Source organism: Streptomyces sp. NPDC058291 (genome assembly GCF_042880855.1).
In the GTDB taxonomy this organism is placed as follows: domain Bacteria; phylum Actinomycetota; class Actinomycetes; order Streptomycetales; family Streptomycetaceae; genus Streptomyces.
In genome coordinates this window covers 1-19,466 of the sequence record NZ_JBHVYK010000083.1, presented here as the reverse complement: position 1 = coordinate 19,466, position 19,466 = coordinate 1, and the positions used below count along the sequence as shown (strand labels likewise).

Genomic DNA, 19,466 nt, shown 5'->3' with positions numbered 1-19,466 from the left:
GTGTCCCGGCACAGCGCCGCCGGACCCCGCGCCCGGGGGTTCGGGCCGCTCACCGGCATCGGCGACGAGGCGGCGCCCGGCACCGACGGGCAGTTGGCCGCCCTGCGACGCCTGGGCTGGAACGCCATCGAACTGCGCACGGTCGACGGCACGGCCCTCGCCGACCTCTCCCCGGCCGCCTTCGGCACCCTGGCCCGGCGGCTCGCGGAGGCCGGCGTGGCCGTGACCGCCGTCGCCTCCCGGATCGGCAACTGGTCCCGTCCCGTCACCGGCGACCTCGGCCGGGACCTGGCGGAACTCGACGTCCTGGCCGCACGCTGCGCCGCCCTCGGCTGCCGTCTGGTGCGGATCATGTCGTACCCCAACGACGGTCTGACGGACACCGAGTGGGCCGACCGCGTCCTGGCCCGCACGGCCGTCCTGGCGGACCGCGCCGAGCGCGCGGGCCTGGTCCTGGTGCACGAGAACTGCGCGGGCTGGGCCGGGGACCGGGCCGACCGCGCGCTACGACTGCTGCGCGCCGTGGACAGCCCGGCCCTGCGGCTGCTGTTCGACACCGGCAACGGCGTCCCGTACGGCTACCGCGCCCCGGACATGCTCCGCGACCTCGCCCCCCACGTCGCCCACGTCCACATCAAGGACGCCGTCCGCACCCCCGACGGCGGCACCGCCTACACCCTGCCCGGCGAGGGCGAGGCCGGGGTGGTGGAATGCCTGGAACTGCTGGCCGCCCACGGCTACACCGGAGCACTGTCCCTCGAACCCCATCTCGCCGTGCGCCCCCACGAGGGGCTGACCCGGGCCGGTGAGGACGCCGCCGACCTGTTCGTACGGGCCGGACAGGCGCTGGCCGGGCTGCTGGGCGCCGGACAGCCGGTCACCGGCGCGCTGGACGGCTCGGTGTGAGCGGCCTGTTCACCGACCGGCACCGGGAGTTGCTGCTGGACCTACTGCGCCTGCCGAGCGTCAACCCCCTGGAGGCCGGCCCGGACGATCCGCCGTCGCGGCTGCCCGAGATCCTCGAGCGGTACGCGACGGCCGCCGCCGAAGCGGGGTTTCGCACCGTCCGCCTCGCCAGTCCGCCCGACGCCTGCCTGGACCGTCCGGGCGTGCCGTCCACGGTCCGCGCCGCCGCCCGCGATCCGCGCTTCCTCGCGGACCAGCCCAGCCTGCTGCTGCGGTTGGGACCCGAGCGTTCCCGTGCGCACACCGTGATGTTCAACGTCCACCTGGACACCGTCGCCGGACACACCCCGCCCGCCTTCGACGGCGTGCGATTCACCGGCCGGGGCGCGGTCGACGCCAAGGGACCCGCCGTGGCACTGCTCGCCGGGCTGCGGGCCGCCGCGTCCCACCCCGCCGTCGGACGGGACGTGACCGTCCTGCTCCAGGCCGTCGCCGGGGAGGAGGGCGGCGCCCTGGGCACCTACGGCACCCGGCCGCTGCTGGAGGCCGGGCACCACGGCCGCCTCAACGTGTTCTGCGAGCCGACCGGGCTGCGCGCGCTGCCCCGGGCCACCGCCGCGATGACCGCGCGGATCACCGTCGCGGGCGAGGACGCGGTGGACGACCACCCGGACGCCGGACACAACGCCACCGTGCTGCTGGGATTCCTGGCCCAGCACCTCGCCGCCCGCCTGGACGGGGCCGTACCCGGTACGCGGGTGTGCGTCGCCGGACTGCACACCGGCCGCACGCACAACCGCGTCCACGGCACCGGCACCCTGCTGATGAACCTGTCGTACCGCCGCACCTGCGACGGCGACCGCCTGAAGACCGAGGTCACCCGGCACGTCGCCGACGGCCTGCATCGCTTCACCGAACTCTTCGCCCCCACCCGGGAGTTCGCCCGCACGGTGCGGGACGCGGAACGGATCACCCGGCTCGGCTGGGACAAACAGGGCCTGCCCGCGCTGGACGGCTCCGATCCGTGGGCCGAGGAACTCCTGGCCCGCGCGGGGGCCCGGCCGGCGGCCGAGGACCCCGGCTTCACGTGCGACGCCATCTGGGCGGCCGACCTGGACGACGCCTTCACCACCGTGCTCGGACCCGGCTGGCTGGCCGGCAACCGCGCCCACGCGCCCGGTGAGTTCGTCGACCTCGCCGACCTGGAGGAGTTCGCCGGCGTGGTCCGACGGCTCGTCGTGCTCTTCGCCGAAGCGGTGCCGGCGGCGTCAGTGCAGCGGCCTCCGTAGAGCACGACAACCCCGACCGAACGACCCACGAAGACGACAACTGGCCCGCCCGGTAAGGAATCCCGTATGACGGCACCCACCGCCCCACGAGCGGCGGTCGAGCCCACACCCGTCCTCGTCGACCACGCGGAGCTGCATGCCGCGCTCACCGGCCTGTTCACCGGTCACGGCATCCCTGACGCGCGGGCCCGGCTCGCCGCGGACGCGCTGTGCCACGGCGACCTGACCGGCCTCGACTCGCACGGCGTGTTCAACCTCACCCGGCTGTACCTGCCGCTGCTGGAGTCCGGCCGCTGCGACCCCCGCGCCGAACCGCAGACCCTCACCGACCTGGGCGCCTGCGCGGTCGTCGACGCTCGCCGCGCGCTGGGCCTGTGGGCCGCTGCCGAGGCCATGGACGACGCCGTGGCACGGGCCGGCCGGCACGGGGTCGGGCTGGTGTCGGTGCGCGGGGCCACCCACTTCGGGTGCGCGGGCTTCCACGCGGTACGCGCCGCACACGCCGGGATGATCGGCGTGGTCGCGAGCAACTGCGGCGGCCAGCGCATCGCACGCCCCCCGGGCGGCGCGGTGGCGATGCTCGGCACCAACCCGCTGAGCGTCGCCGCGCCGGCCCTCGACGGACACCCGTTCCTGCTGGACATGAGCACCACCGTCGCGCCCACCGGACGGGTCCGCGTCGCCGCCCGCCGCGGCGCCCCGGTGCCCGCCGGCTGGCTGGAGGACGCGGCGGGCGACCCGGTGACCGACCCGTCCGCCTTCGACCGCGGCGAGGCCTTTTTGCGCTGGCTGGGCGGCACGGCCGAGACCGGCGTCCACAAGGGCTACGGGCTCGGCATCGCCGTGGAACTGCTGGCCGCCGTGGTGTCCGGCGCGGCCGTGGGGCCCGCGCCCGCCGCACTGGAGGGCGACGGCCGGGCACGCGGTACCGACGACGACATCGGCTTCTTCCTCCTCGCGATCGCCCCGGAGGTGCTGCGGCCCGGCGCGGACGTGGCCGCTGCGACCCGGTCCCTGTTCGGCACGCTCGTCGACTGCCCGCCGGTGCCCGGCGGCGAGCCGGTGCGCTACCCGGGCTGGCGGGAGGCGGAACTCGCCGCCGAGCGCCGCCGCCACGGCATCCCCCTGCCCCCGCACCTCCACGCGGAACTGACCGCCCTCGGTCTCCTCGGCGGCCCCGGGAGCCCGCGATGACGCGGCCCTTGCGGCTCGGCGTCGTCGGTCTCGGCGCCATCTCCCCCTACTACCTGGCCGCCGCGGAACGGCTGCCCGAGTGGCAGCTGACCGCCGTGTGCGACGCCCGCGCCGAGGCCCTGGAGCAGTTCCCCGGCCGGGCGGCACGCTTCAGCGACCTCCGCACCCTGCTGGACCGGGCGCGACCGGACGCCCTCGTCGTGGCCGTGCCCAACGACGTGCACCTGCCCCTGTGCCGGGACGCCCTGGCCGTCGGCGTCCCGGTCTGCGTCGAGAAGCCCCTCGCCCTGACCCCGGCCGAGGGGTCCGTGCTGGTGGAGCTGGCGCAGCGCGGCGGGGTCCCGCTGATGACGGCGTTCCACCGCCGCTACAACGACGCCGTCCGCGCACTGGCGCACCGGACGACGGGCCGGGAGATCCGCTCCGTCCGGGTGCGCTATCTGGAGCGCATCGAGGAGCATCTCGGCGGTGAGGACTGGTACCTGGACCCGGCCCGCTGCGGCGGCGGCTGTGTGTCCGACAACGGTCCCAACGCGCTCGACCTGGTGCGGTTGCTGCTCGGTGAACTCGCCGTCACCGGCTGCGAGATCCACCGCGACGGCTCCGGCGTCGACCGTCAGGCGATGATCCGCCTGAGTGGCCGCACGGGAGCCACGGCCTCGGTCGAGCTGGACTGGTCGTACCCGGGGGAACGCAAGGACATCGAGGTGGAGCTGGCCGGCGGGGAGGTGCTGCGCGCCGACATGCTGGCCGGACACACCGGCTTCAAGGCGTCGCTGTGGCACGAGTACGAGGCGATCCTCACCGAGTTCGCCGCGTTGGTCCGTACCGGTGCCCCGGCCGGCCCGGGGGCGCACGGCGGCCTGCCCGCGCTGGAACTGGTCGAGGCGGCCTATCGCTGTGCCCGGCCCGCGCCGCATGCGACGGCAGCGGAGGCGGACCGGTGAATCCGGCGGAGGACGGCCCGAAGCGCGTGGTGCGCGGATCACTGGTGAAGGTGCTCGTGCACCGCCGCACGGACCGCGGCATGCGGCTGGAGGAACATGCGGCACGCTGCGTACGCGGGGGCGAGGTACACGAACTGGTCACCACCGACCAGTGGGACCCGCGCCCCGGCGCCCGGATCGACCGGGTGGGTTTCCTGGGCTTCGCCGAGCTGCTGTGCGGCGGTGTGATCGACCGGGGTGACCTGGTGCGGATCGGGGACACGAGGGTCGGCACGGTGCTCGGCTTCGACGCCTGTCACCTTCCGAACCACTACAACATCCTGATCCACGCGGCGCGTCCGGTCAGCGGCCGGGACCTGGGCCTGCGGCCGGAGTCCGTCGTCACCTTCGTCCAGGGCCGGGCCGGGGACTACGGCACGGTTCCCGCGCCGCCCGGTAGCTGAAGGGCGATCCGCAGAGCGGTTTCCGGAAGGGTCCGCAGAGCGGTTTCCGGAAGGGTCCGCAGAGCGGTTTTCCCATGCGGGCATCCGCAGATGCGGGTTCTTGAGCGACCTCCGCAGCGGCGGTTCCGGACAGCGCTTCCGCACAAACCGAGGGGCAATTCGGCGGACAAGCGGTTCGGCGGACAAGCGGTGGCGCACCGGACGACGCCGGCCCGTTGAACGGTCGGCGCCATCCGGTGGCCGTGACCCGGCCATGACCCGGGTGGGCGACCACCCGGGTCACGGCTGCCGCTCCGGCAGGTCAGCCGAGCAGGTCGACCTCCAGGCGGCCGAAGTGGAAGTCACGGACGACCTGCAGCAGCTCGTCCTCGGACAGCTTTCCGTCGCCGTTCGTGTCCACCTTCTGGAACATCTTCCCGGCCTGGGAGACCGGCACGCCGACGGCGGACAGCCAGGCCTGGAACTCCCGGGCGTCGATCTCGCCGTCGTGGTCGTCGTCGCACAGGCTGATCAGCGCCTTCACGATGGGAGAGAGCGCGCGGTTGAAGCTCGCCTCACCCTCCGTGAACAGCAGCTCACCCGTGGCGTCGAGGAACTGCTCCCGGCTGATGGCGCCACCGGCCGGGACGCCGGCCTTCTGGGCCAGGTGCTCGTACAGCCCCTGGAAGGCGCTGCGGAGCGCCTGGACTTCCGGGGAGTCGGGGCTCTTGCCGAGGTTCTGGGCGATCCGGGCGGCCTCGCCCTGGAAGTCGCTCGCCTCCAGGACGCCGTTGCCGTCGGTGTCCCACTTCTCGAAGCGCTTCACCAGGCGGTCGTTGGCGACAGCGGTACTCATATGTCTCTCCTTCTCTCGGACGGAGTCCGAGGGTGTCGGGTGGTGCGTCTTGTTCCGGGTGAATGACGGACCGCGGCACCTGGGCAGGGCCGCGACCGCGCAGGGCGATACCGCTGCGCGGGCTCTGGGGCCGGCGACGGCCGGCAGGAGGGGGCACCGGCTCGAGGTCGGCGCGAGGTGGCACCGGCTCAGGCCGGCGCGCGGGGGTCAGAGAAGGGTGACCCGGCTGCCCACGGCCTTGCCGCGGGTGTCGAGCAGGGCGCAGCGGGCCTGGCCCAGTGCTTCCCTCGCGTAACAGGCGTGGTCCTGCAACAGGATCGCCACATCGGCCTGGGCCATGGCTTCCCGGAGGTTTTCGGCGCGCGCCAATGACCGGCCGCCGACAGTGAACTCGGCTATGTACGGGTCGTGGTAGGACACCTCGGCACCGGCGGCGAGCAGTCCTGCCGCCACCGGGTGCGCCGGCGTCTCCCGGACATCGGCCACATCCGCCTTGTAGGTGATTCCGAGCAGCAGGGCCCGTGCGCCCTCGGGGCGGCCCCGGACCTCGGTGAGCAGGGCAAGCGCTCGGTCCACGACGTGGTTCGGCATTCGGCCGAGGACCTCGTGCGCGGCTGCCAGCGTGCGGAAGGCGAAGCCCTGGGATTCGGCCCGCGCGGCGAGATAGCGGGGGTCGACGGGAACGCAGTGCCCGCCGACGCCGGGTCCGGGCCTGAAGGGTGCGAAGCCGAACGGCTTGGACGCGGCGCAGTGCAGCACGTCCCAGGTGTCGATGCCGGTCTCGTGGCAGAACAGCGCCACTTCGTCGACCAGGGCCATGTTGACGTACCGGTAGGTGTTTTCGAGAAGTTTGGCCATCTCCGCCTCCCGCGTGCCGCGGGCGACGACGAGATGGTCGACGAACCGGGAGTAGAACGCGACGGCGTACTTGGCGCACAGAGCGCTGCAACCGCTCACGATCTTCGGCGTGTTGCGGATGGTCCACGTCTCGTTGCCGGGGTCGATGCGCTGCGGCGAGTACGCCAGGTGGAAGTCCTCGCCGGCCTGCAGCCCGCTGCCGTGCTCCAGCAGCGGCCTCACGACGCCCTCCGTGGTGCCGGGATAGCTGGTGGACTCCAGGACGACGAGCATGCCGGGGCGCAGCCGGGCGGCGACCACCCGGGCTGCGTCCTCGACCGCGGACAGATCGGGTAAGCCCTCCGGTGTGAGTCCGGTCGGCACACAGATCACCACGGTCTGCGCGCCGTCCAGGACCGCTGGGTCGGTCGCGGCATGGAATCCCGCGTCCAGCATGACCGCGACCTCGGCGTCGCGGACGCCGCCGACATGGGAACGGCCTGCGGCGAGTCCGGACACCACCGTGCCGGACACGTCGTACCCCATGGTCGCCAAACCGGCCGAGACCGCGGCTCTGGAGAGCGGCAGCCCGACGTGCCCCAGCCCGATGACGACGAGATCGGCGGCCATGTGCGTACGTTCTCCTGAGTGTGTGGGGGGCGAACGGGAACAGCGGTGGCTCAGGCCGAGAAACTGCCGCTGCCGGGCGCCACGTGCGAGCCGTATCCGGGCTGCACGGTAAGCCCGGGGGTCAGACAGAACGGGTCGGCGTAGACGGTGAGGGGACGATCGGTGCGGTTCGTCAGCACGTGCGCTTCGGGCGGCAGCTTCTGGCACCCGTGCGGATCGCGATAAACAGTCAGCGGCGTCACTTCCGTACTGAACACCACGACCTCGCCCTGCTCCGCCGCGGCAGCGGTACCGGTGGCGGCGCTTGCCGCGAGCAGCGTCCCGGTGGCAGCGAGCATCAATACACGGGCGCAGCGCATGACTTGTGGTCCTTTCGGCAGCGTGTTGTCGAAATGATCCTTCTCTGGAGATGCGCCGGCTAAGCACGGGCGCGCCCTTGTGCGCCCGAACCAGTGATGCCGTCACATCGAATTGACGCCTCGGTCGGTGATCCGCGCGGCGCGCCGGTATTGGACGCGCACAGAACCGGCACGGGTTCACCGTCGCGGTGAAACCGTTCCGGCTCAGGCGATCCCTCGTCGGCTGCCGACAGCGGCCGCCCGGGGAAGAACATCCCGTCCCGCGACAGCGTTGCCGGCGAACTCCAGTGCGCGGAAAGGCCTTTTTCGGTGCGCAGCGCTCACCGGTGCCGTGGGCGAAACTCCCCGGCCCGGCCCGGCCCCTTGAGCAACTCCGTCATCCCACCCCGGCGGGGACGCCACTCCTTCGCGTGTTCCGCGATCTCCCGGGTCGCCTCGGCGCTGTTCTCATCGCGCGACCTTGCAGCACCCTTGACGACATGGCTCACCTCTGGGGTTCCGGTCGGCCCGGTGCGGCTCGGCCTGTGAACAGGCAGCCCAGTCGCGGTGTGGTGAGGCTCCGACGCACCCTTGCAAGCCCGCCGAATGCGCGCAAAGAATCGGAAGCATGCGTGATTCAATTGAACGGTCGCCGGGCGCAACGGCGGCTGGATGCACATGACGCTGCGTCACTCGTATGAGGACGACCAGATGCGCTTCGACCGGCACGCGCGCCCGCACCGGGCGGTGGACACCCTCCGGTTGGAGTACCTGCTACGACACCTGGTCGCCGAGGGCACGCCGCATCTGCTCGGCGACCCGGACTGGGTGGGCCGTGCCGTGGCGTACCTGGCCGGCGGGACGAACCTCTGGCGCACCGCCCCTTCGCTGCGACGTGTGACAGTGCAGGCGCTCGCGGCGGCCGGCCCGGCAGCGCCTGACCGCGCTACCGCGAAGCCGCCGTCGGCTTCGTGATCGCATCCGCTATCCGCAGCGCCATCTGCACCTGGCTGGCGTCGCGATGCGTCGGTGTCCACGAGTACACCGCGCTGCGCCGAAGGTCCCGCGTCGCCATCATGGCCGAGTTGTAGCCGTACCGCTCCCCTGTCTTGCCCCACAGGGGCACGCCGTTGACCGTGACCGTCTGGAGGCCCACGCTGTAGCGGGCCGGGGAGCCGTCCACCATCCGCACTTCCGGCGCCGGCAACTCGAACATCCTGTCCAGCGTCGTCCTCGGCAGCACCTTGCCCGGCGTGAACAGGGCTGTGATGAAGCGGTTCAGATCGCGTGTCGTCGAGATGATTTCGCCCTCGCCCCACGCCTCGGACTGGTTGTATTCCGTCACGTCCTGCAGGGTGCCGTCCGACATCGCCAGGTAGCCGTGGACGTGCGGGCCGTGGATCTTCGGGTCGTTGCCCGGGAAGGACGTGTGACACAGGCCCAGTGGGCGCAGGATACGGTCGCCGATCACCTTGCCGTACGGCTTGCCCGTCACCTTTTCGAGCAGCAGGGCCGCCAGGACGTAGTTCATGCCCCGGTACTCCTGCTTCGTGCCCGGCGTGAACTTCATCGGGGCGTCCTCGGGGAGAGCCGCCACCAGCCGCATCGGGGTCCACTGGTCGTAGCGGTGCTCGAGGATGTGCTCCGGGGTGTCGGTCCGCTGGGAGTCCGGCATGTGCTCGTCCGGCAACCCGCTGGTGTGGTCGAGGAGTTGGGAGACCTTGATCGGGGCGTAGCCGTCGGGGAGCAGGCCGGGCAGGTAGTCCTGAACCGGCTTGTCCAGGTCCAACCGGCCCTCCGCCGAAAGCTGCAGCACGGCCGTCGCCACGAAGACCTTCGTGATGCTGCCCGCCCGGAACGTGTCGTCCTGGCGGACCGGTGCGCCCGTCCTTCTGTCCGCTACGCCCCCCGTGCCGTACCAATGTCCCGCCTTGCCGCTGACCAGCAGCTGAGCGGCCGTCGCCTGCGGGTGGTCCAGATCGGAGATCGCGGCGCGGAGTGCCGCCGTGTCGAGCGGCGGGAGCGTGGTGGACGCGGGCGAAGCCACAGGCGACGGTGTGGCAGCCGTCGCGGCAGGGGTCGCGGCGGCCGTGAGGAGGGTGGCGGTCAGAGCCGCGCCCACGAGGGCCCGGCGGGACAGGAAGGTCGAAGTCATGACGATCATGATTTCGTCACGCCCTCGCCGTGCCATCCGGGAACACCCCCACCCTCCCCCTAAGCGCCCCTGACGACTCATCAGGGTTGACATCTGTAGCCCCGGCGGTCGGAGGGCGGGAGGCGAACGGGTGCTGCATTCTGACGGTACGTCAGTTGCGAGGAGCCTCGACGGACACGTCGGCGCAAGATGACGAGGTTGCCTGCGTGACGGCTGGTCACCACGGCTTCGTGCGGCTGGCCGAAGCCTGCCGGGTGTCCGCGCCGGAGTTCACGTGCCGCTGGGTCTCCTGAGGGCCGTGCCAGTCCAGGCACATCACGGTGGCATCGTCTTCGAGCCGGCCTCCGGCAGCGTCGCGGACGGCGGACGTCAGCGTCAGCGCGACCTCCCGCGGGTGCAGGTCCCGGGTGTGCTCCAGCAGGGCAGGCAGGTCGATCGTCCCCCCATGACGTTCGAGCATGCCGTCGGTGAGCATGAGCAGACGGTCTCCGGGGCGCAGATCGATGTCCTGGACGCGGTAGGAGTGGGGCGCGGACTCGGACAGCCCGAAGGGCTGGTCCACCAGGCAGGGGATCTCCTCCGCAGTCCCCTCGCGCACGCGCAGTGGCCAGGGGTGGCCGGCGTTGACCAGTCGGGCCCGCCCGGTGGTGAGGCTGACGCGCAGCAGTTGCCCGGTGGCGTGACCGCGGCCGTGGTCGGCCAGGGCCTGGTCGGCCCGGTGGGCCTGCTCGGCCAGACCGGCTCCTGCTCGGCGGGCTCCACGCAGGGCGGCCACCAGGACCGTGGCGGCCAGGGCGGCATCGATGTCGTGCCCCATGGGATCGGTCACCGACACGTGCAGGGTGTCGCGGTCCAGGGTGTAGTCGAAGGTGTCGCCGCTGAGGTCTTCGGAGGGCTCCAGGCTCCCGCACAGGGTGAACTGCGCCGCCTCGCACGACAGCGAGGGGGGCAGCAGCTGGTACTGGATCTCTGCTGCCAGGGTGGGGGGACGGGAGCGTTTGCCCCAGGTGTACAGGTCGGTGAAACGTCCGTTGGCGATCACTATGTAGGCCAGGGCGTGGGCTGCTTCCCCCACCGCTTCGAGGACGTCCTCACCGGCGGCGGCCGGCAAAAGCAGTTCCAGCAGACCGATCGCGTCCCCCCGGTTGGTGACCGGCACGATCACCCGCTGTCCCTGGCCGCTCGCCTCCTGATACAGCCGCTGGGTGCAGATCACCTGCTCGTAGACGCTGCCGAACATGGGAATCCGCTCCGCTTCCCGCCCACCCTCGACCGCCCCGGCGGTGGACAGCCGCACGACCATCTTTCCTGTCAGGTCCACGATGAGAAAGGAGACCCTCGTGGCCTCGAAACGCCGCCGCAGGTCCTCGGCGACCACGTCGACGGCAGCCACCGGCGCCGCCGTCTCGGCCGCCGTCAGCAGCCGGGGAAGTGCGCTCTGTCCGTCATCCACGCCGTGGTCCTTTCCACAGGCCCCTCCTACAGCTTGGGAACCGCCACGGTGGGAGTCAATCTGTGAGCGGTCACGGCAGGTCCGGACGCCATGAGTCGCCTGAGCTGCATCAGTGGAACGTCCGACGCGAGATGATGCGCTGAGAAGACCACGATACGCCCGGCGCCAGGCGAGATCGTTCACAGTGACGAAACCCGACGGGGAGCACCGCCCGCCCGGCGACTTCGCCGTGTCCCACGGCGCCGCCGCCCCGGCCCCGCTGCGCTTCGAAGACGTCCGCCTGTGGAAAGCAGTGGAAGAGTCGAGTCCCACGTACGGTCGACCGTCCGCCCCGGTCCCCGCCGCCGGAGCCTGACTCGCCTGGCTTGAGCCCGTCCACTTCCCTGCCCTCGACGGAACAGGAGCACGCCCATGCGCCTCTACGCCCAGACTCCGGCGCGTCGGAGCCGTCAGGTACTCGCGGACCTGATCGCCGTGGCCCTGATCGCGGCCGCGGTGAAGTTCGCTCTGGCCGTGCACGACGCGATCGCCCTGCTGGCCGAGCCGGGACGTAAGGCGCAGAGCGCGGGCGACGGCCTCGCCGCCGGCCTCGACGACGCCGGCGACGCGGCCTCGAAAGTGCCCTTCGTCGGAGACTCCCTGAAGAAGCCGCTCCGGTCCGCCGCGGAAGCGGGCAACGGTCTCTCCGACGCCGGGCAGTCGCTGCAGGACATCGTGGGCCGCGCGGCGACCCTGACCGCACTGGCCCTGATCGTCCTCTCGGTGGCCTTCGTACTGGCGCTGTGGCTGCCCCCGCGTCTGCGCTGGATCCGCCGCGCCGCCACCACCCGACGCCTCCTCGACGACGTCGGTGGCACCGACCTGCTCGCGCTGCGCGCCCTGACGGGACCGCAGCGCGACCTCGCCGCGATCTCCGCCCCGCCGGGTGGTCTCGCCGACGCCTGGCGCCGGGGGGACCGGCAGGTCATCTCCGAGTTGTCCAAGGTCGCGCTCAGGCGAGCGGGCCTGCGACCCTGACGGACACGGCGGGAGCCGTCGCACCACGCCCGGTCCCCGCTCGACGTGGATGCCGGACCGGTCCGGCGCGTACCCGAGGCGCCCCGCCCGTCGGCTTCGCGATACGCGCATCTCCAGCACACCGCCGGCGTGGTGCAAATCGGCGCGCACAACGCGAGCACGGCGGGGAAGAAGGGCTGGGTGCGCGCTCCCGGTGGGCCGTCGCCCCGGGGGCGAAGGCGTCGGGAGGTAGCGTGTCCGGTGATCGTCGCGGGGCTGTGGGGCCCCGCACGCCGGGTTCGTCGAAGGATGTGGGGGATATGACCGACGTGGACGATCTGGCCGCCGTGGACGTGGTGGAGGACGCTGCCGCACCGCGAAGCCGAGCAGGCGTCCTCACGCGGTGGTTGCTGCGGCACCGGGTGCAGCCGGTCGATCCCGCGGCGGAGACGGGCGCCGGCGAGGCGCATGCCTGGTGGAAGGTCATGTGCCTGACCGGCGTGGACTATTTCTCCAGCCTGGCCTACGTGCCGGCCATCGCGGCCCTGGCAGCCGGCGCGGTCTCGCCGCTGGCCACACTGCTGCTCGTGGTGCTCACCGTGCTGGGCATGCTGCCGATGTACCGCCGGGTGGCCGCCGAGAGCCCGCACGGGGCCGGATCGGTCGCGATGCTGGAGGACCTGCTGCCCTTCTGGCGGGGCAAACTGTTCGTCCTGGTCCTGCTCGGGTTCGTGGTCACCTCGTGGATCATCACGATCACGCTGTCCGCGGCCGACGCCACCGTGCATCTGGTGGAGAGTTCCTACGCCCCCCAGGCTCTGCAGGGCCATGAGGTCGTCATCACCGTGGTGCTCCTGCTGCTCCTGGGCGGCGTGTTCCTGCTCGGGTTCAGCGAAGCCGTGGGCGTGGCCATCCCCCTGGTCGTCGTCTTCCTCGTCCTCAACGCGGTGACCATCGGCGTCGGCCTGGCGGACGTGTTCACCAGCCCGGGCGCGTTCTCGGCCTGGACCGGCGCGCTCTCCGAGGGCCGGGGGTTCGGCGACCTGGCCGGACCCGCGCTGCTGGCCTTCCCGTTGCTGGTGCTGGGTCTGTCCGGATTCGAGACCGGGGTGAGCATGATGCCGCTCATCTCCGCCGAGGGCGAGACCGCCGAACAGCGGCTCCGGTCCCGCATCCGCAACGCCCGCCGACTGCTCACGACCGCCGCGCTCGTGATGAGCGTCTATCTGCTGGCCGCGAGCCTCGTGACCACCGTCCTCATCCCGCACCAGGAGTTCGAGCCGGGCGGCGCGGCCAACGGCCGGGCTCTGGCCTGGCTGGCCCACGAACACGTCGGGGAGGCCTTCGGCACCGCCTACGACGTCAGCACGATCCTGATCCTGTGGTTCGCCGGCGCCTCCGCGATGGCCGGACTGGTCAACATCGTCCCGCGCTACCTCCCCTCCTACGGCATGGCCCCCGAGTGGGGCCGGGCGGTGCGCCCCGTCGTCCTCGTCTACACGGTCCTCTGCGTCGTCATCACCGTCGCCTTCGGCGCCGACATCGACGCCCAGGCCGGCGCCTACGCCACCGGCATCCTCGCCATGATGGTCTCCGGCGCGTTCGCCGTCACCGTCTCCGCGCTGCGCCGCCGCCAACGCGCCGTGACCGTGGGCTTCGCCGCCCTGACGGCGGTACTGCTCTACGCGCTGGCGGCCAACATCGTCGACAAGCCGAACGGCATCGTCATCTCCGCGATGTTCATCGCCGGGATCATCGTCGTCTCGCTGGTCTCCCGCATCTCCCGCACGACCGAACTGCGCGCGGACGAGATCACGTTCGACGAGGCCGCCCGTCGGTTCGTCGCCGAGACCCTCGCCCACGACGGCGCCATCAACATCATCGCCAACCGCCGCCAGGCCGGAGACGGCGCCGAGTACGCGGACAAGGAACGCGAGCAGCGTGCCACCAACCCCGTTCCCGGCCTCGCCGACGTCCTGTTCCTGGAGATCGACGTCGTCGACCCCTCCGACTTCAGCGAGACCCTCACCGTCCACGGCGTCGAGATCGACGGGCACCGGATCCTGCGCGCCGAGGCCCCGGCGGCCCCGAACGCCATCGCAGCGATCCTGCTCACGCTGCACGAGACCACCGGCGTCCAGCCGCACTGCTACTTCGCCTGGGCCGAAGGAAGCCCGCTGACCCACATGTTCCGCTACTTCCTCCTCGGCCGCGGGGACACCGCCCCCGTCACCCGGGAGATCATCCGCCGCCACCAACCCGACCCCGCCCGCCGCCCGGGCATCCACGTCGCGGGCTGACGGCGAACCGGGAACGCCCGCCCCGGGGAGGGCCCTTCGGCCGGCCCTGACGGGGGGCGGGGGCTAGTCGCCGCCCCCGCCGCCGCCCCCGCCGTCGCCCCCGCCGTCACCGCCCCCGCCGTCACCGCCCCCTCCGTCACCGCCGCCGTCCCCGCCGTCCGCACCCCAGCCGTCGCCGCCGCCGGGCTCGTTGTCGTCGCTCCCGTGCCCGAGGTTGGTGAACCAGGGGCGGTCCCACCCCGCGTCGGAGGCGAGGGGCTCGCCCCCGCTCGCCGGACGCCGCTCCGGCCGGAACCGCGCCGAGCCCGTCGTGTCCCCGAGCCCGAAGGCGACGGCGAAGACCTGCGCCATGACCGCGTCCAGCGGGTCGGGGCTCTCGTACCGCACAGGGGTGAGCGGCAGCAGAACCGCGCCCGGTTCCGGCGCCTGCCGGCGCGGGGGTCTCGTCAGCAGGGCGACGCACCGTTCGTCGCGCAGCAGCCGCGAGGTCAGCGCGTTCTCACGGCGCAGCACCCAGTGCCGCCCGGGCAGTCGCGCCTCCGCGTACCTCTTGGACTTGCGGAACTTCCTCTTCAGCACGAGCTCGGCCGTGACGTCGCCGACCGTCAGGCGCAGGCCGCCGGACGGGTCGGCGGCGAACGGGGCATAGCCGTGCGGCGCCCGGATCCGTACGGCGGGGGCGTCCGGTCCCCAGACGTCCACGCGCACCAGACGCCGGTCCACGGCGACGGTGATCGGGCCGGCCGGGCCCGGTGCGAAGCGCCGCGCGATCCAGAGCGGTACGTCCTCGGCCCTGGCCCGGTCCGCCAGGGCGGCCACCTGGGCGGGCCCGCCGCACCGCCGCACCGCCAGCTCTCCCAGCGTGCGGGCGAACTCGGCGGCCTGTCGCACCCGCACCGGCGTCGCGGCGCCCGTGACGCGGGTCACCGGCACCACCGCCGCGCCCTCCGCCAGCCGTTCGAGCGGGCGCTCCGTGCCACCGGCTCCGAGCCAGCATCCGCGCTGGAACGCCTCGGCCATGGCGGCGAGGTTCAACTCGTCGAGCGGCGTGGATCTGCCGCCGTCGCGCAGGTGGTCCCCGGTCAGTTCCACGGTCCGCGCGAGCGGGTTCCACGACCGTTCGCCGTACAGCACCTGACTCACCACTGCCCCCCGTACACGCGCACTCGTCCCGTACAGCCCACCTTCACACACCCCGGCAGGACCCCGTCACGGGGGCGGCCCGTCCGGGAGCGCACCGCGGGGCGGACGCTCTCGGCGGCGGACGCCGGGCGGGTGCTACTTGCTGACGGCGAAACGCATCAGCGCGTGTTCGTCGCCCTGCTTGACCTTGCCCGTCACGTTGATCACTTCGAGCTTCCAACCGCCCCCGACCCGCACCGCCTTGGCCACGGCACAGCCGTTGTCCTGGGTGAGCAGGCTCGGCCAGATGTCGGCGACCTGCTGAGGGTGGCCCCCGGTCGCGTCGTAGACCTTGAAGCTGATGTTGCGCGCCTTCTGGAAGGAGCTGCCCTTCTTGTACGCCGCGGCCAGGAACACGATCGACGTGACGTTGGGCGGTATCCGGGCGAACTCGACGGTCACCGTCTCGTCGTCCCCGTCCCCGTGCCCGGTCTGGTTGTCACCGCTGTGCACCAGCGAGCCGTTGCCCATCGGGTCGAGCGAGTCGAGACCCGCGAGGCGCACCGGGTCGCTGCCCTGCATGGCGACGGCGATGAGGTCGAGGTCGGTGCCGGTCTTGCGGCGCAGCTTGCCGAGCACCCCGCCGCTGCTGCCGGCGGTGGGGTCCCACGAGACCCCGATGGACAGGTGGGTCACTCCGTCCAGGTCGGCCGGGCCGTCTTCCTTGGTGAGGGTGATCATGTCTCGCTCATCCTTTTACGTGAAGGGACTACAACACGCAGAGTGTGCCTGGCGCCTCCGCGGTTCCCTCGCGCCCCCCGTGCTCCCGCACGAAGACGGCCCGCACGACCACGGCCCCGCTGTGCCGCCCCTGAACCACGCCCGGCGCAGCCGCGGGCCGCCCTGCTCGCCCCCGCCGGTCAGGCGAGGTCCGTCAGGCGAGGTCCGTCAGATCCTCCGCGAAGACCTGCGACAGCGGCTGCGGTCCCACGTACTGCTGGCAGTTGCACCGGCCGGCCTCGTAGCGCAGCGGCTTCCTGTCCGCGTCCCAGGCCGTCGGCACTTCGACGCGTTCGTGGCACCGGCCCTGCTTGTCGTGCTTGGCGAGATGGTGGGTGCAGCCGCACACCGGCTCCGGCGACCTGTGCGCCGCTTCGACGGCCAATCGTTCCTGCCGCGCGGCCTCCAGCAGTTGCAGCTTGCGCTCATGCCGATGGCGCAGCGCGGTGCGGATGTTCTCGGCCGCCCACGCGAAGCCGCCCGTCCAGAAGACGATGAGAACCCACCAGAACCAGTCCACCGGCTGCCCCTTTCCCCCGACCTGCCGAGGCACAGCATAAAGGCCCGCCCGAGGCGCCCGGTCCTGCCGTACGCGCCTCGGGCACGGCTCCTAGGCGGAGTCGCGGACCGTGCCGACGGCCCTCAGCGTGCGTACCGCCGCGCTCTTGAGGGCGGGGTGTTCGCGCACCAGCCGGTGGGCCGCTCGCAGCGGCTCGTGGCGGAGCCAGTGCAGGGCGGCGCCGGGGCCGGGTGTGCGCAGCGCTCCTTCGTGGACCATGAGGTCTCCTGTCTTGAAGGAGTTCTTGTAGGCGGCCTCCCCCCTGCCGAAGTCGACGAGGCGGACACCGGACGCGGCGGCGGCTTCGATCATGCGCAGGTAGAGGATCCGGCCGGGCGAGAAGGTGGCGACGGTCCTGTCGTAGGAGGGGAACCAGCAGGAGAGGACCGTGCGCGAGCGCAGGCCGAAGTGGGCGGCGACCGGCCGGTCGCCCGCGTAGAGCACCGAGAGGATGCCGGAGCAGTGCGGTGAGGCCGAGGCGGCGAGCCGCTCGACGAGGTGGACGATCCACCGCTGGGTGAAGGGGTCGCGACGGCCCGTGCGGCGGTAGTGGGCCGACTTCCAGCGGACGAGGGTCCTCAGCGCCGCCGGATCGCGTTCGTCGTGGACGAACCGCAGGGCGCCGAGGTGCCGGGCCAGCCGGCGTTCCTGGGCCCGGGTGGTCTTGACCAGGCTGGGCGAGTGGGCGCGCAGGTGGGTCTCGTACGCCTCGTATCCCTGGGCGAGGTCGACGACGGGGGACGCGAACCGGCCCGTCGCGTACGGGAGGAAGAGGTCCTGGCCGCTTTCCAGGTGGTTGAACTCCCAGGCGTTCAGGGAGCAGGCGCGCATGAGATGGTGCGGGTCCAGCCGCGCGTCGTCGGGATGCAGGACGGCGCCCTGGCAGTCGGAGACGCCCAGGCCGACCGCGCGCCCGTGGCCCCACCGGCCCCTCTGGTAGGGGAAGTAGCCGACCGGTTGCCGCCCCCGGCGCAGCACCGCCACCCGGGCGTCGCGGCGTACGCGGCCGATGGCCTGAGTGAACTCCGCGCTCATGAAGGGGTTGGCAGGGGCGGAGGCCGTGGTGAGGCGTAGTTCGTTCCAGAGGTCGACGTCGCTCGGGGCGAGTTCGCCGGCGTGCACGATGTCGATGCGTGGAGTCGTCATGGGGGGTCCCTGGGTTCTGGTTCACGGGCGGGAAGTCGTCCGCCGGGCCGTGCGTCGGGCGCGGTGACTCGGGCCGTGGGGCGCGCAGGCGTGCGGCGACGCGGCGGGCACACGTGGGCGCACCGGTTCGTCCGGTCCGGTCCGGTCAAGGTCCGGGCGGACACGGGGGGCCGCGCCGGCCGGCCGCGCAGGTGAGCAGTACCTGGCAGAGGCGCCGCCCGTCGTCGGCGCCGGCTCGTGCGCGGCGGCTCGGGTCCGCGGCCGGCGCGGCGGACGTCCGCGCGAACAGCAGAGCGCGAAGACGGCCGAACAGGGAGCACAGACCCGCCTGCACCCTGGCCGGGAGCCGGAACCGGGAACGGGCCACGGCACGCAGCGCACACACCGTGACCAGGGTCATCGCCAGATGGACCGCCCCGCCCGAGCCGCCGTGGAGCAGCCCTCCCGCGGGGCTGGGGGCGGAGGCGGCGAAGGAGAAACAGCAGCAGGCCGCGGCCTGTGCCGACACCATGGCGCCGAGGTCGGGCAGCAGGGCGCCGGCCCCGGACGCGCGCGACCGCAGCAGGGCGCCCGCGAGGAGGACCAGCGCCACGACGAGGCAGGCGGCGCAGGAGACGGTGCGTTCGAAGACCAGGTGGTAACCGGCGGCGGCCAGGGCCGTCGTGGCCAGGGCCAGGCCGACGGCCGGCAGCGTCCCGGTCCCGGTCCCGGTCCCGCCGTCGGCGTGCGGACCGCTGTGGCGGGCGAGGGCGAGCGGGTGCACGGTCATGTCCCGTCCATGGTCGAGGAGACACGCGGCCCGTGGTCCGGAACGGGGAAACCGCCCGGTGCGAACGTTCGGGCGACCGGTCACGTCTGCGGGTGAACCCGCGCCGGCGCGCTGTGCCCGCCCGGCCTCGGTCGGCCTCGTCGCCGTCCACCGCTCCGGGCATGTGCCGCCTCGGCGACGCCCACCAGGACGCGGCTGACGACGATGGCGTACAGCGAGGACGGCCCCAGCGGTGCGGTGCCGAACAGGGCGTACAGCACGGTGGCGGCGACCAGCAGGCGCTTGCGGCCGAGCCGGTCGACGAGGGCTCCGGCGAACGGCGCGAGGACGGCCGGCGACAGGGCGTGCACGGTGAGGACGAGCGGGACGAGGGCCGCGCTGCCGGGGACGCCCCGGAAGTGGTCCTGTGTGCGCGGCAGGACCGGGGCGATCAGGACGGCGCCCAGGACGAGCGGGCGACTGCCGGCCATCAGGAGCACGGCGGGCAGCCGGCCCCGACGGCCGGGGGCATCCGTGTCACGGCGAGCGGGCGGGGCGTCGGAAGAGGGCATGACGGCACTCCGTGGAACGCGAGGCGGGACGGGCGCCGCGCAGCGGACCGGCCGCAAGGGCCGTCGGCGTACGGGCGCGGCGGTGTCCCACGACCATGCGGTCCGGGTTTTGGCCTGCCCGGTCCCCGCGTCGTCGAAGTTGCCGATGCGGTCGATCCGGTGCCTGGATGGCCTTCGCCGCCCCTCCCCCAGCGCTCGCCCCGAGCCGCGGTGGCT

Annotated in this window: 19 protein-coding genes; 8 read left to right on the top strand and 11 right to left on the bottom strand. The window is 72.7% G+C overall.

The annotated features are described in order from the left end of the window. The 5 genes from ACFVYK_RS30680 (at position 1) to ACFVYK_RS30660 (ending at position 4,779) form a co-directional block, all read left to right on the top strand. Positions 1 to 906, top strand: coding sequence for a sugar phosphate isomerase/epimerase family protein (locus tag ACFVYK_RS30680; protein ID WP_389779639.1), 906 nt, complete (start codon positions 1 to 3; stop codon positions 904 to 906). Then, the gene (locus tag ACFVYK_RS30675; protein ID WP_389779637.1) at positions 903 to 2,195 is read left to right on the top strand and encodes a M20/M25/M40 family metallo-hydrolase; all 1,293 of its coding nucleotides are present in this window, start codon (positions 903 to 905) and stop codon (positions 2,193 to 2,195) included. The genes ACFVYK_RS30680 and ACFVYK_RS30675 overlap by 4 nt, the downstream gene beginning before the upstream one ends. Before the next feature lie 66 nt (positions 2,196 to 2,261). Then, positions 2,262 to 3,389, top strand: a complete 1,128-nt coding sequence (locus tag ACFVYK_RS30670) for an Ldh family oxidoreductase (protein WP_389779635.1) — start codon at positions 2,262 to 2,264, stop codon at positions 3,387 to 3,389. Next, positions 3,386 to 4,336: a Gfo/Idh/MocA family protein gene (locus ACFVYK_RS30665; RefSeq protein ID WP_389779634.1), complete on the top strand. Its 951-nt coding sequence runs from the start codon at positions 3,386 to 3,388 to the stop codon at positions 4,334 to 4,336. The genes ACFVYK_RS30670 and ACFVYK_RS30665 overlap by 4 nt, the downstream gene beginning before the upstream one ends. Further along, positions 4,333 to 4,779, top strand: a complete 447-nt coding sequence (locus ACFVYK_RS30660; RefSeq protein WP_389779632.1) for a DUF6917 domain-containing protein — start codon at positions 4,333 to 4,335, stop codon at positions 4,777 to 4,779. The genes ACFVYK_RS30665 and ACFVYK_RS30660 overlap by 4 nt, the downstream gene beginning before the upstream one ends. Positions 4,780 to 5,080: 301 nt before the next feature. Here the strand turns inward: ACFVYK_RS30660 and ACFVYK_RS30655 are convergent, their stop codons facing one another. The 3 genes from ACFVYK_RS30655 to ACFVYK_RS30645 all read right to left on the bottom strand — a co-directional run bounded on the left by ACFVYK_RS30655 (position 5,081) and on the right by ACFVYK_RS30645 (position 7,440). Continuing rightward, a complete protein-coding gene (locus ACFVYK_RS30655; RefSeq protein ID WP_389779630.1) occupies positions 5,081 to 5,614 on the bottom strand; it encodes an EF-hand domain-containing protein in 534 nt (177 codons plus the stop codon). A 207-nt stretch (positions 5,615 to 5,821) separates the two neighbouring features. Then, positions 5,822 to 7,081: a nucleotide sugar dehydrogenase gene (locus tag ACFVYK_RS30650; RefSeq protein WP_389779628.1), complete on the bottom strand. Its 1,260-nt coding sequence runs from the start codon at positions 7,079 to 7,081 to the stop codon at positions 5,822 to 5,824. Positions 7,082 to 7,131: 50 nt separating this feature from the next. After that, complete coding sequence (locus ACFVYK_RS30645) at positions 7,132 to 7,440, bottom strand: hypothetical protein (RefSeq protein ID WP_389779626.1); 309 nt, start codon at positions 7,438 to 7,440, stop codon at positions 7,132 to 7,134. Positions 7,441 to 8,097: 657 nt separating this feature from the next. On the opposite strand from ACFVYK_RS30645, the gene ACFVYK_RS30640 reads away from it, so the two are divergent. Next, on the top strand, positions 8,098 to 8,394 hold the full coding sequence (locus ACFVYK_RS30640) for a hypothetical protein (RefSeq protein ID WP_389779625.1): 297 nt from the start codon (positions 8,098 to 8,100) through the stop codon (positions 8,392 to 8,394). On the opposite strand, the gene ACFVYK_RS30635 is transcribed toward ACFVYK_RS30640, so the two are convergent. After that, a complete protein-coding gene (locus tag ACFVYK_RS30635; RefSeq protein ID WP_389779623.1) occupies positions 8,366 to 9,574 on the bottom strand; it encodes a serine hydrolase domain-containing protein in 1,209 nt (402 codons plus the stop codon). The two genes, ACFVYK_RS30640 and ACFVYK_RS30635, sit on opposite strands and share 29 nt — an antisense overlap. A 217-nt stretch (positions 9,575 to 9,791) precedes the next feature. Next, the gene (locus ACFVYK_RS30630; RefSeq protein WP_389779622.1) at positions 9,792 to 11,027 is read right to left on the bottom strand and encodes a PP2C family protein-serine/threonine phosphatase; all 1,236 of its coding nucleotides are present in this window, start codon (positions 11,025 to 11,027) and stop codon (positions 9,792 to 9,794) included. Positions 11,028 to 11,438: 411 nt separating this feature from the next. On the opposite strand from ACFVYK_RS30630, the gene ACFVYK_RS30625 reads away from it, so the two are divergent. Continuing rightward, positions 11,439 to 12,044, top strand: a complete 606-nt coding sequence (locus tag ACFVYK_RS30625; protein ID WP_389779620.1) for a hypothetical protein — start codon at positions 11,439 to 11,441, stop codon at positions 12,042 to 12,044. Between the two features lie 299 nt (positions 12,045 to 12,343). Next, entirely contained in the window at positions 12,344 to 14,323 is a 1,980-nt protein-coding gene (locus tag ACFVYK_RS30620) for an amino acid transporter (RefSeq protein ID WP_389779618.1), read from the top strand. A gap of 63 nt (positions 14,324 to 14,386) precedes the next feature. On the opposite strand, the gene ACFVYK_RS30615 is transcribed toward ACFVYK_RS30620, so the two are convergent. The 6 genes from ACFVYK_RS30615 to ACFVYK_RS30590 all read right to left on the bottom strand — a co-directional run bounded on the left by ACFVYK_RS30615 (position 14,387) and on the right by ACFVYK_RS30590 (position 19,250). Next, positions 14,387 to 15,466 carry a hypothetical protein gene (locus ACFVYK_RS30615; RefSeq protein ID WP_389779616.1) on the bottom strand — a complete coding sequence of 360 codons (1,080 nt, stop codon included), beginning with the start codon at positions 15,464 to 15,466 and terminating at the stop codon, positions 14,387 to 14,389. 135 nt (positions 15,467 to 15,601) lie between these two features. Then, positions 15,602 to 16,186 carry a TerD family protein gene (locus ACFVYK_RS30610; protein ID WP_389779615.1) on the bottom strand — a complete coding sequence of 195 codons (585 nt, stop codon included), beginning with the start codon at positions 16,184 to 16,186 and terminating at the stop codon, positions 15,602 to 15,604. Positions 16,187 to 16,379: 193 nt separating this feature from the next. Continuing rightward, positions 16,380 to 16,745 (bottom strand): hypothetical protein, encoded by a 366-nt coding sequence (locus ACFVYK_RS30605; RefSeq protein WP_389779613.1) that lies wholly within the window; start codon positions 16,743 to 16,745, stop codon positions 16,380 to 16,382. A 90-nt stretch (positions 16,746 to 16,835) separates the two neighbouring features. Beyond that, positions 16,836 to 17,930 (bottom strand): GNAT family N-acetyltransferase, encoded by a 1,095-nt coding sequence (locus tag ACFVYK_RS30600; RefSeq protein ID WP_389779611.1) that lies wholly within the window; start codon positions 17,928 to 17,930, stop codon positions 16,836 to 16,838. Positions 17,931 to 18,075: 145 nt separating this feature from the next. Next, positions 18,076 to 18,699, bottom strand: coding sequence for a hypothetical protein (locus ACFVYK_RS30595; protein WP_389779609.1), 624 nt, complete (start codon positions 18,697 to 18,699; stop codon positions 18,076 to 18,078). A gap of 80 nt (positions 18,700 to 18,779) precedes the next feature. Further along, positions 18,780 to 19,250: an MFS transporter gene (locus tag ACFVYK_RS30590; protein ID WP_389779607.1), complete on the bottom strand. Its 471-nt coding sequence runs from the start codon at positions 19,248 to 19,250 to the stop codon at positions 18,780 to 18,782. Positions 19,251 to 19,466 lie beyond the last annotated feature (216 nt).

Bases quoted from the DNA above. Each gene is read 5' to 3' on its own strand.
- ACFVYK_RS30670 (WP_389779635.1), top strand. From the start codon at position 2,262: ATGACGGCACCCACCGCCCCACGAGCGGCGGTCGAGCCCACACCCGTC.
- ACFVYK_RS30665 (WP_389779634.1), top strand. From the start codon at position 3,386: ATGACGCGGCCCTTGCGGCTCGGCGTCGTCGGTCTCGGCGCCATCTCC.
- ACFVYK_RS30655 (WP_389779630.1), bottom strand. From the start codon at position 5,614: ATGAGTACCGCTGTCGCCAACGACCGCCTGGTGAAGCGCTTCGAGAAG.
- ACFVYK_RS30650 (WP_389779628.1), bottom strand. From the start codon at position 7,081: ATGGCCGCCGATCTCGTCGTCATCGGGCTGGGGCACGTCGGGCTGCCG.
- ACFVYK_RS30645 (WP_389779626.1), bottom strand. From the start codon at position 7,440: ATGCGCTGCGCCCGTGTATTGATGCTCGCTGCCACCGGGACGCTGCTC.
- ACFVYK_RS30640 (WP_389779625.1), top strand. From the start codon at position 8,098: ATGACGCTGCGTCACTCGTATGAGGACGACCAGATGCGCTTCGACCGG.
- ACFVYK_RS30635 (WP_389779623.1), bottom strand. From the start codon at position 9,574: ATGACTTCGACCTTCCTGTCCCGCCGGGCCCTCGTGGGCGCGGCTCTG.
- ACFVYK_RS30625 (WP_389779620.1), top strand. From the start codon at position 11,439: ATGCGCCTCTACGCCCAGACTCCGGCGCGTCGGAGCCGTCAGGTACTC.
- ACFVYK_RS30620 (WP_389779618.1), top strand. From the start codon at position 12,344: ATGACCGACGTGGACGATCTGGCCGCCGTGGACGTGGTGGAGGACGCT.
- ACFVYK_RS30610 (WP_389779615.1), bottom strand. From the start codon at position 16,186: ATGATCACCCTCACCAAGGAAGACGGCCCGGCCGACCTGGACGGAGTG.
- ACFVYK_RS30600 (WP_389779611.1), bottom strand. From the start codon at position 17,930: ATGACGACTCCACGCATCGACATCGTGCACGCCGGCGAACTCGCCCCG.
- ACFVYK_RS30595 (WP_389779609.1), bottom strand. From the start codon at position 18,699: ATGACCGTGCACCCGCTCGCCCTCGCCCGCCACAGCGGTCCGCACGCC.
- ACFVYK_RS30590 (WP_389779607.1), bottom strand. From the start codon at position 19,250: ATGCCCTCTTCCGACGCCCCGCCCGCTCGCCGTGACACGGATGCCCCC.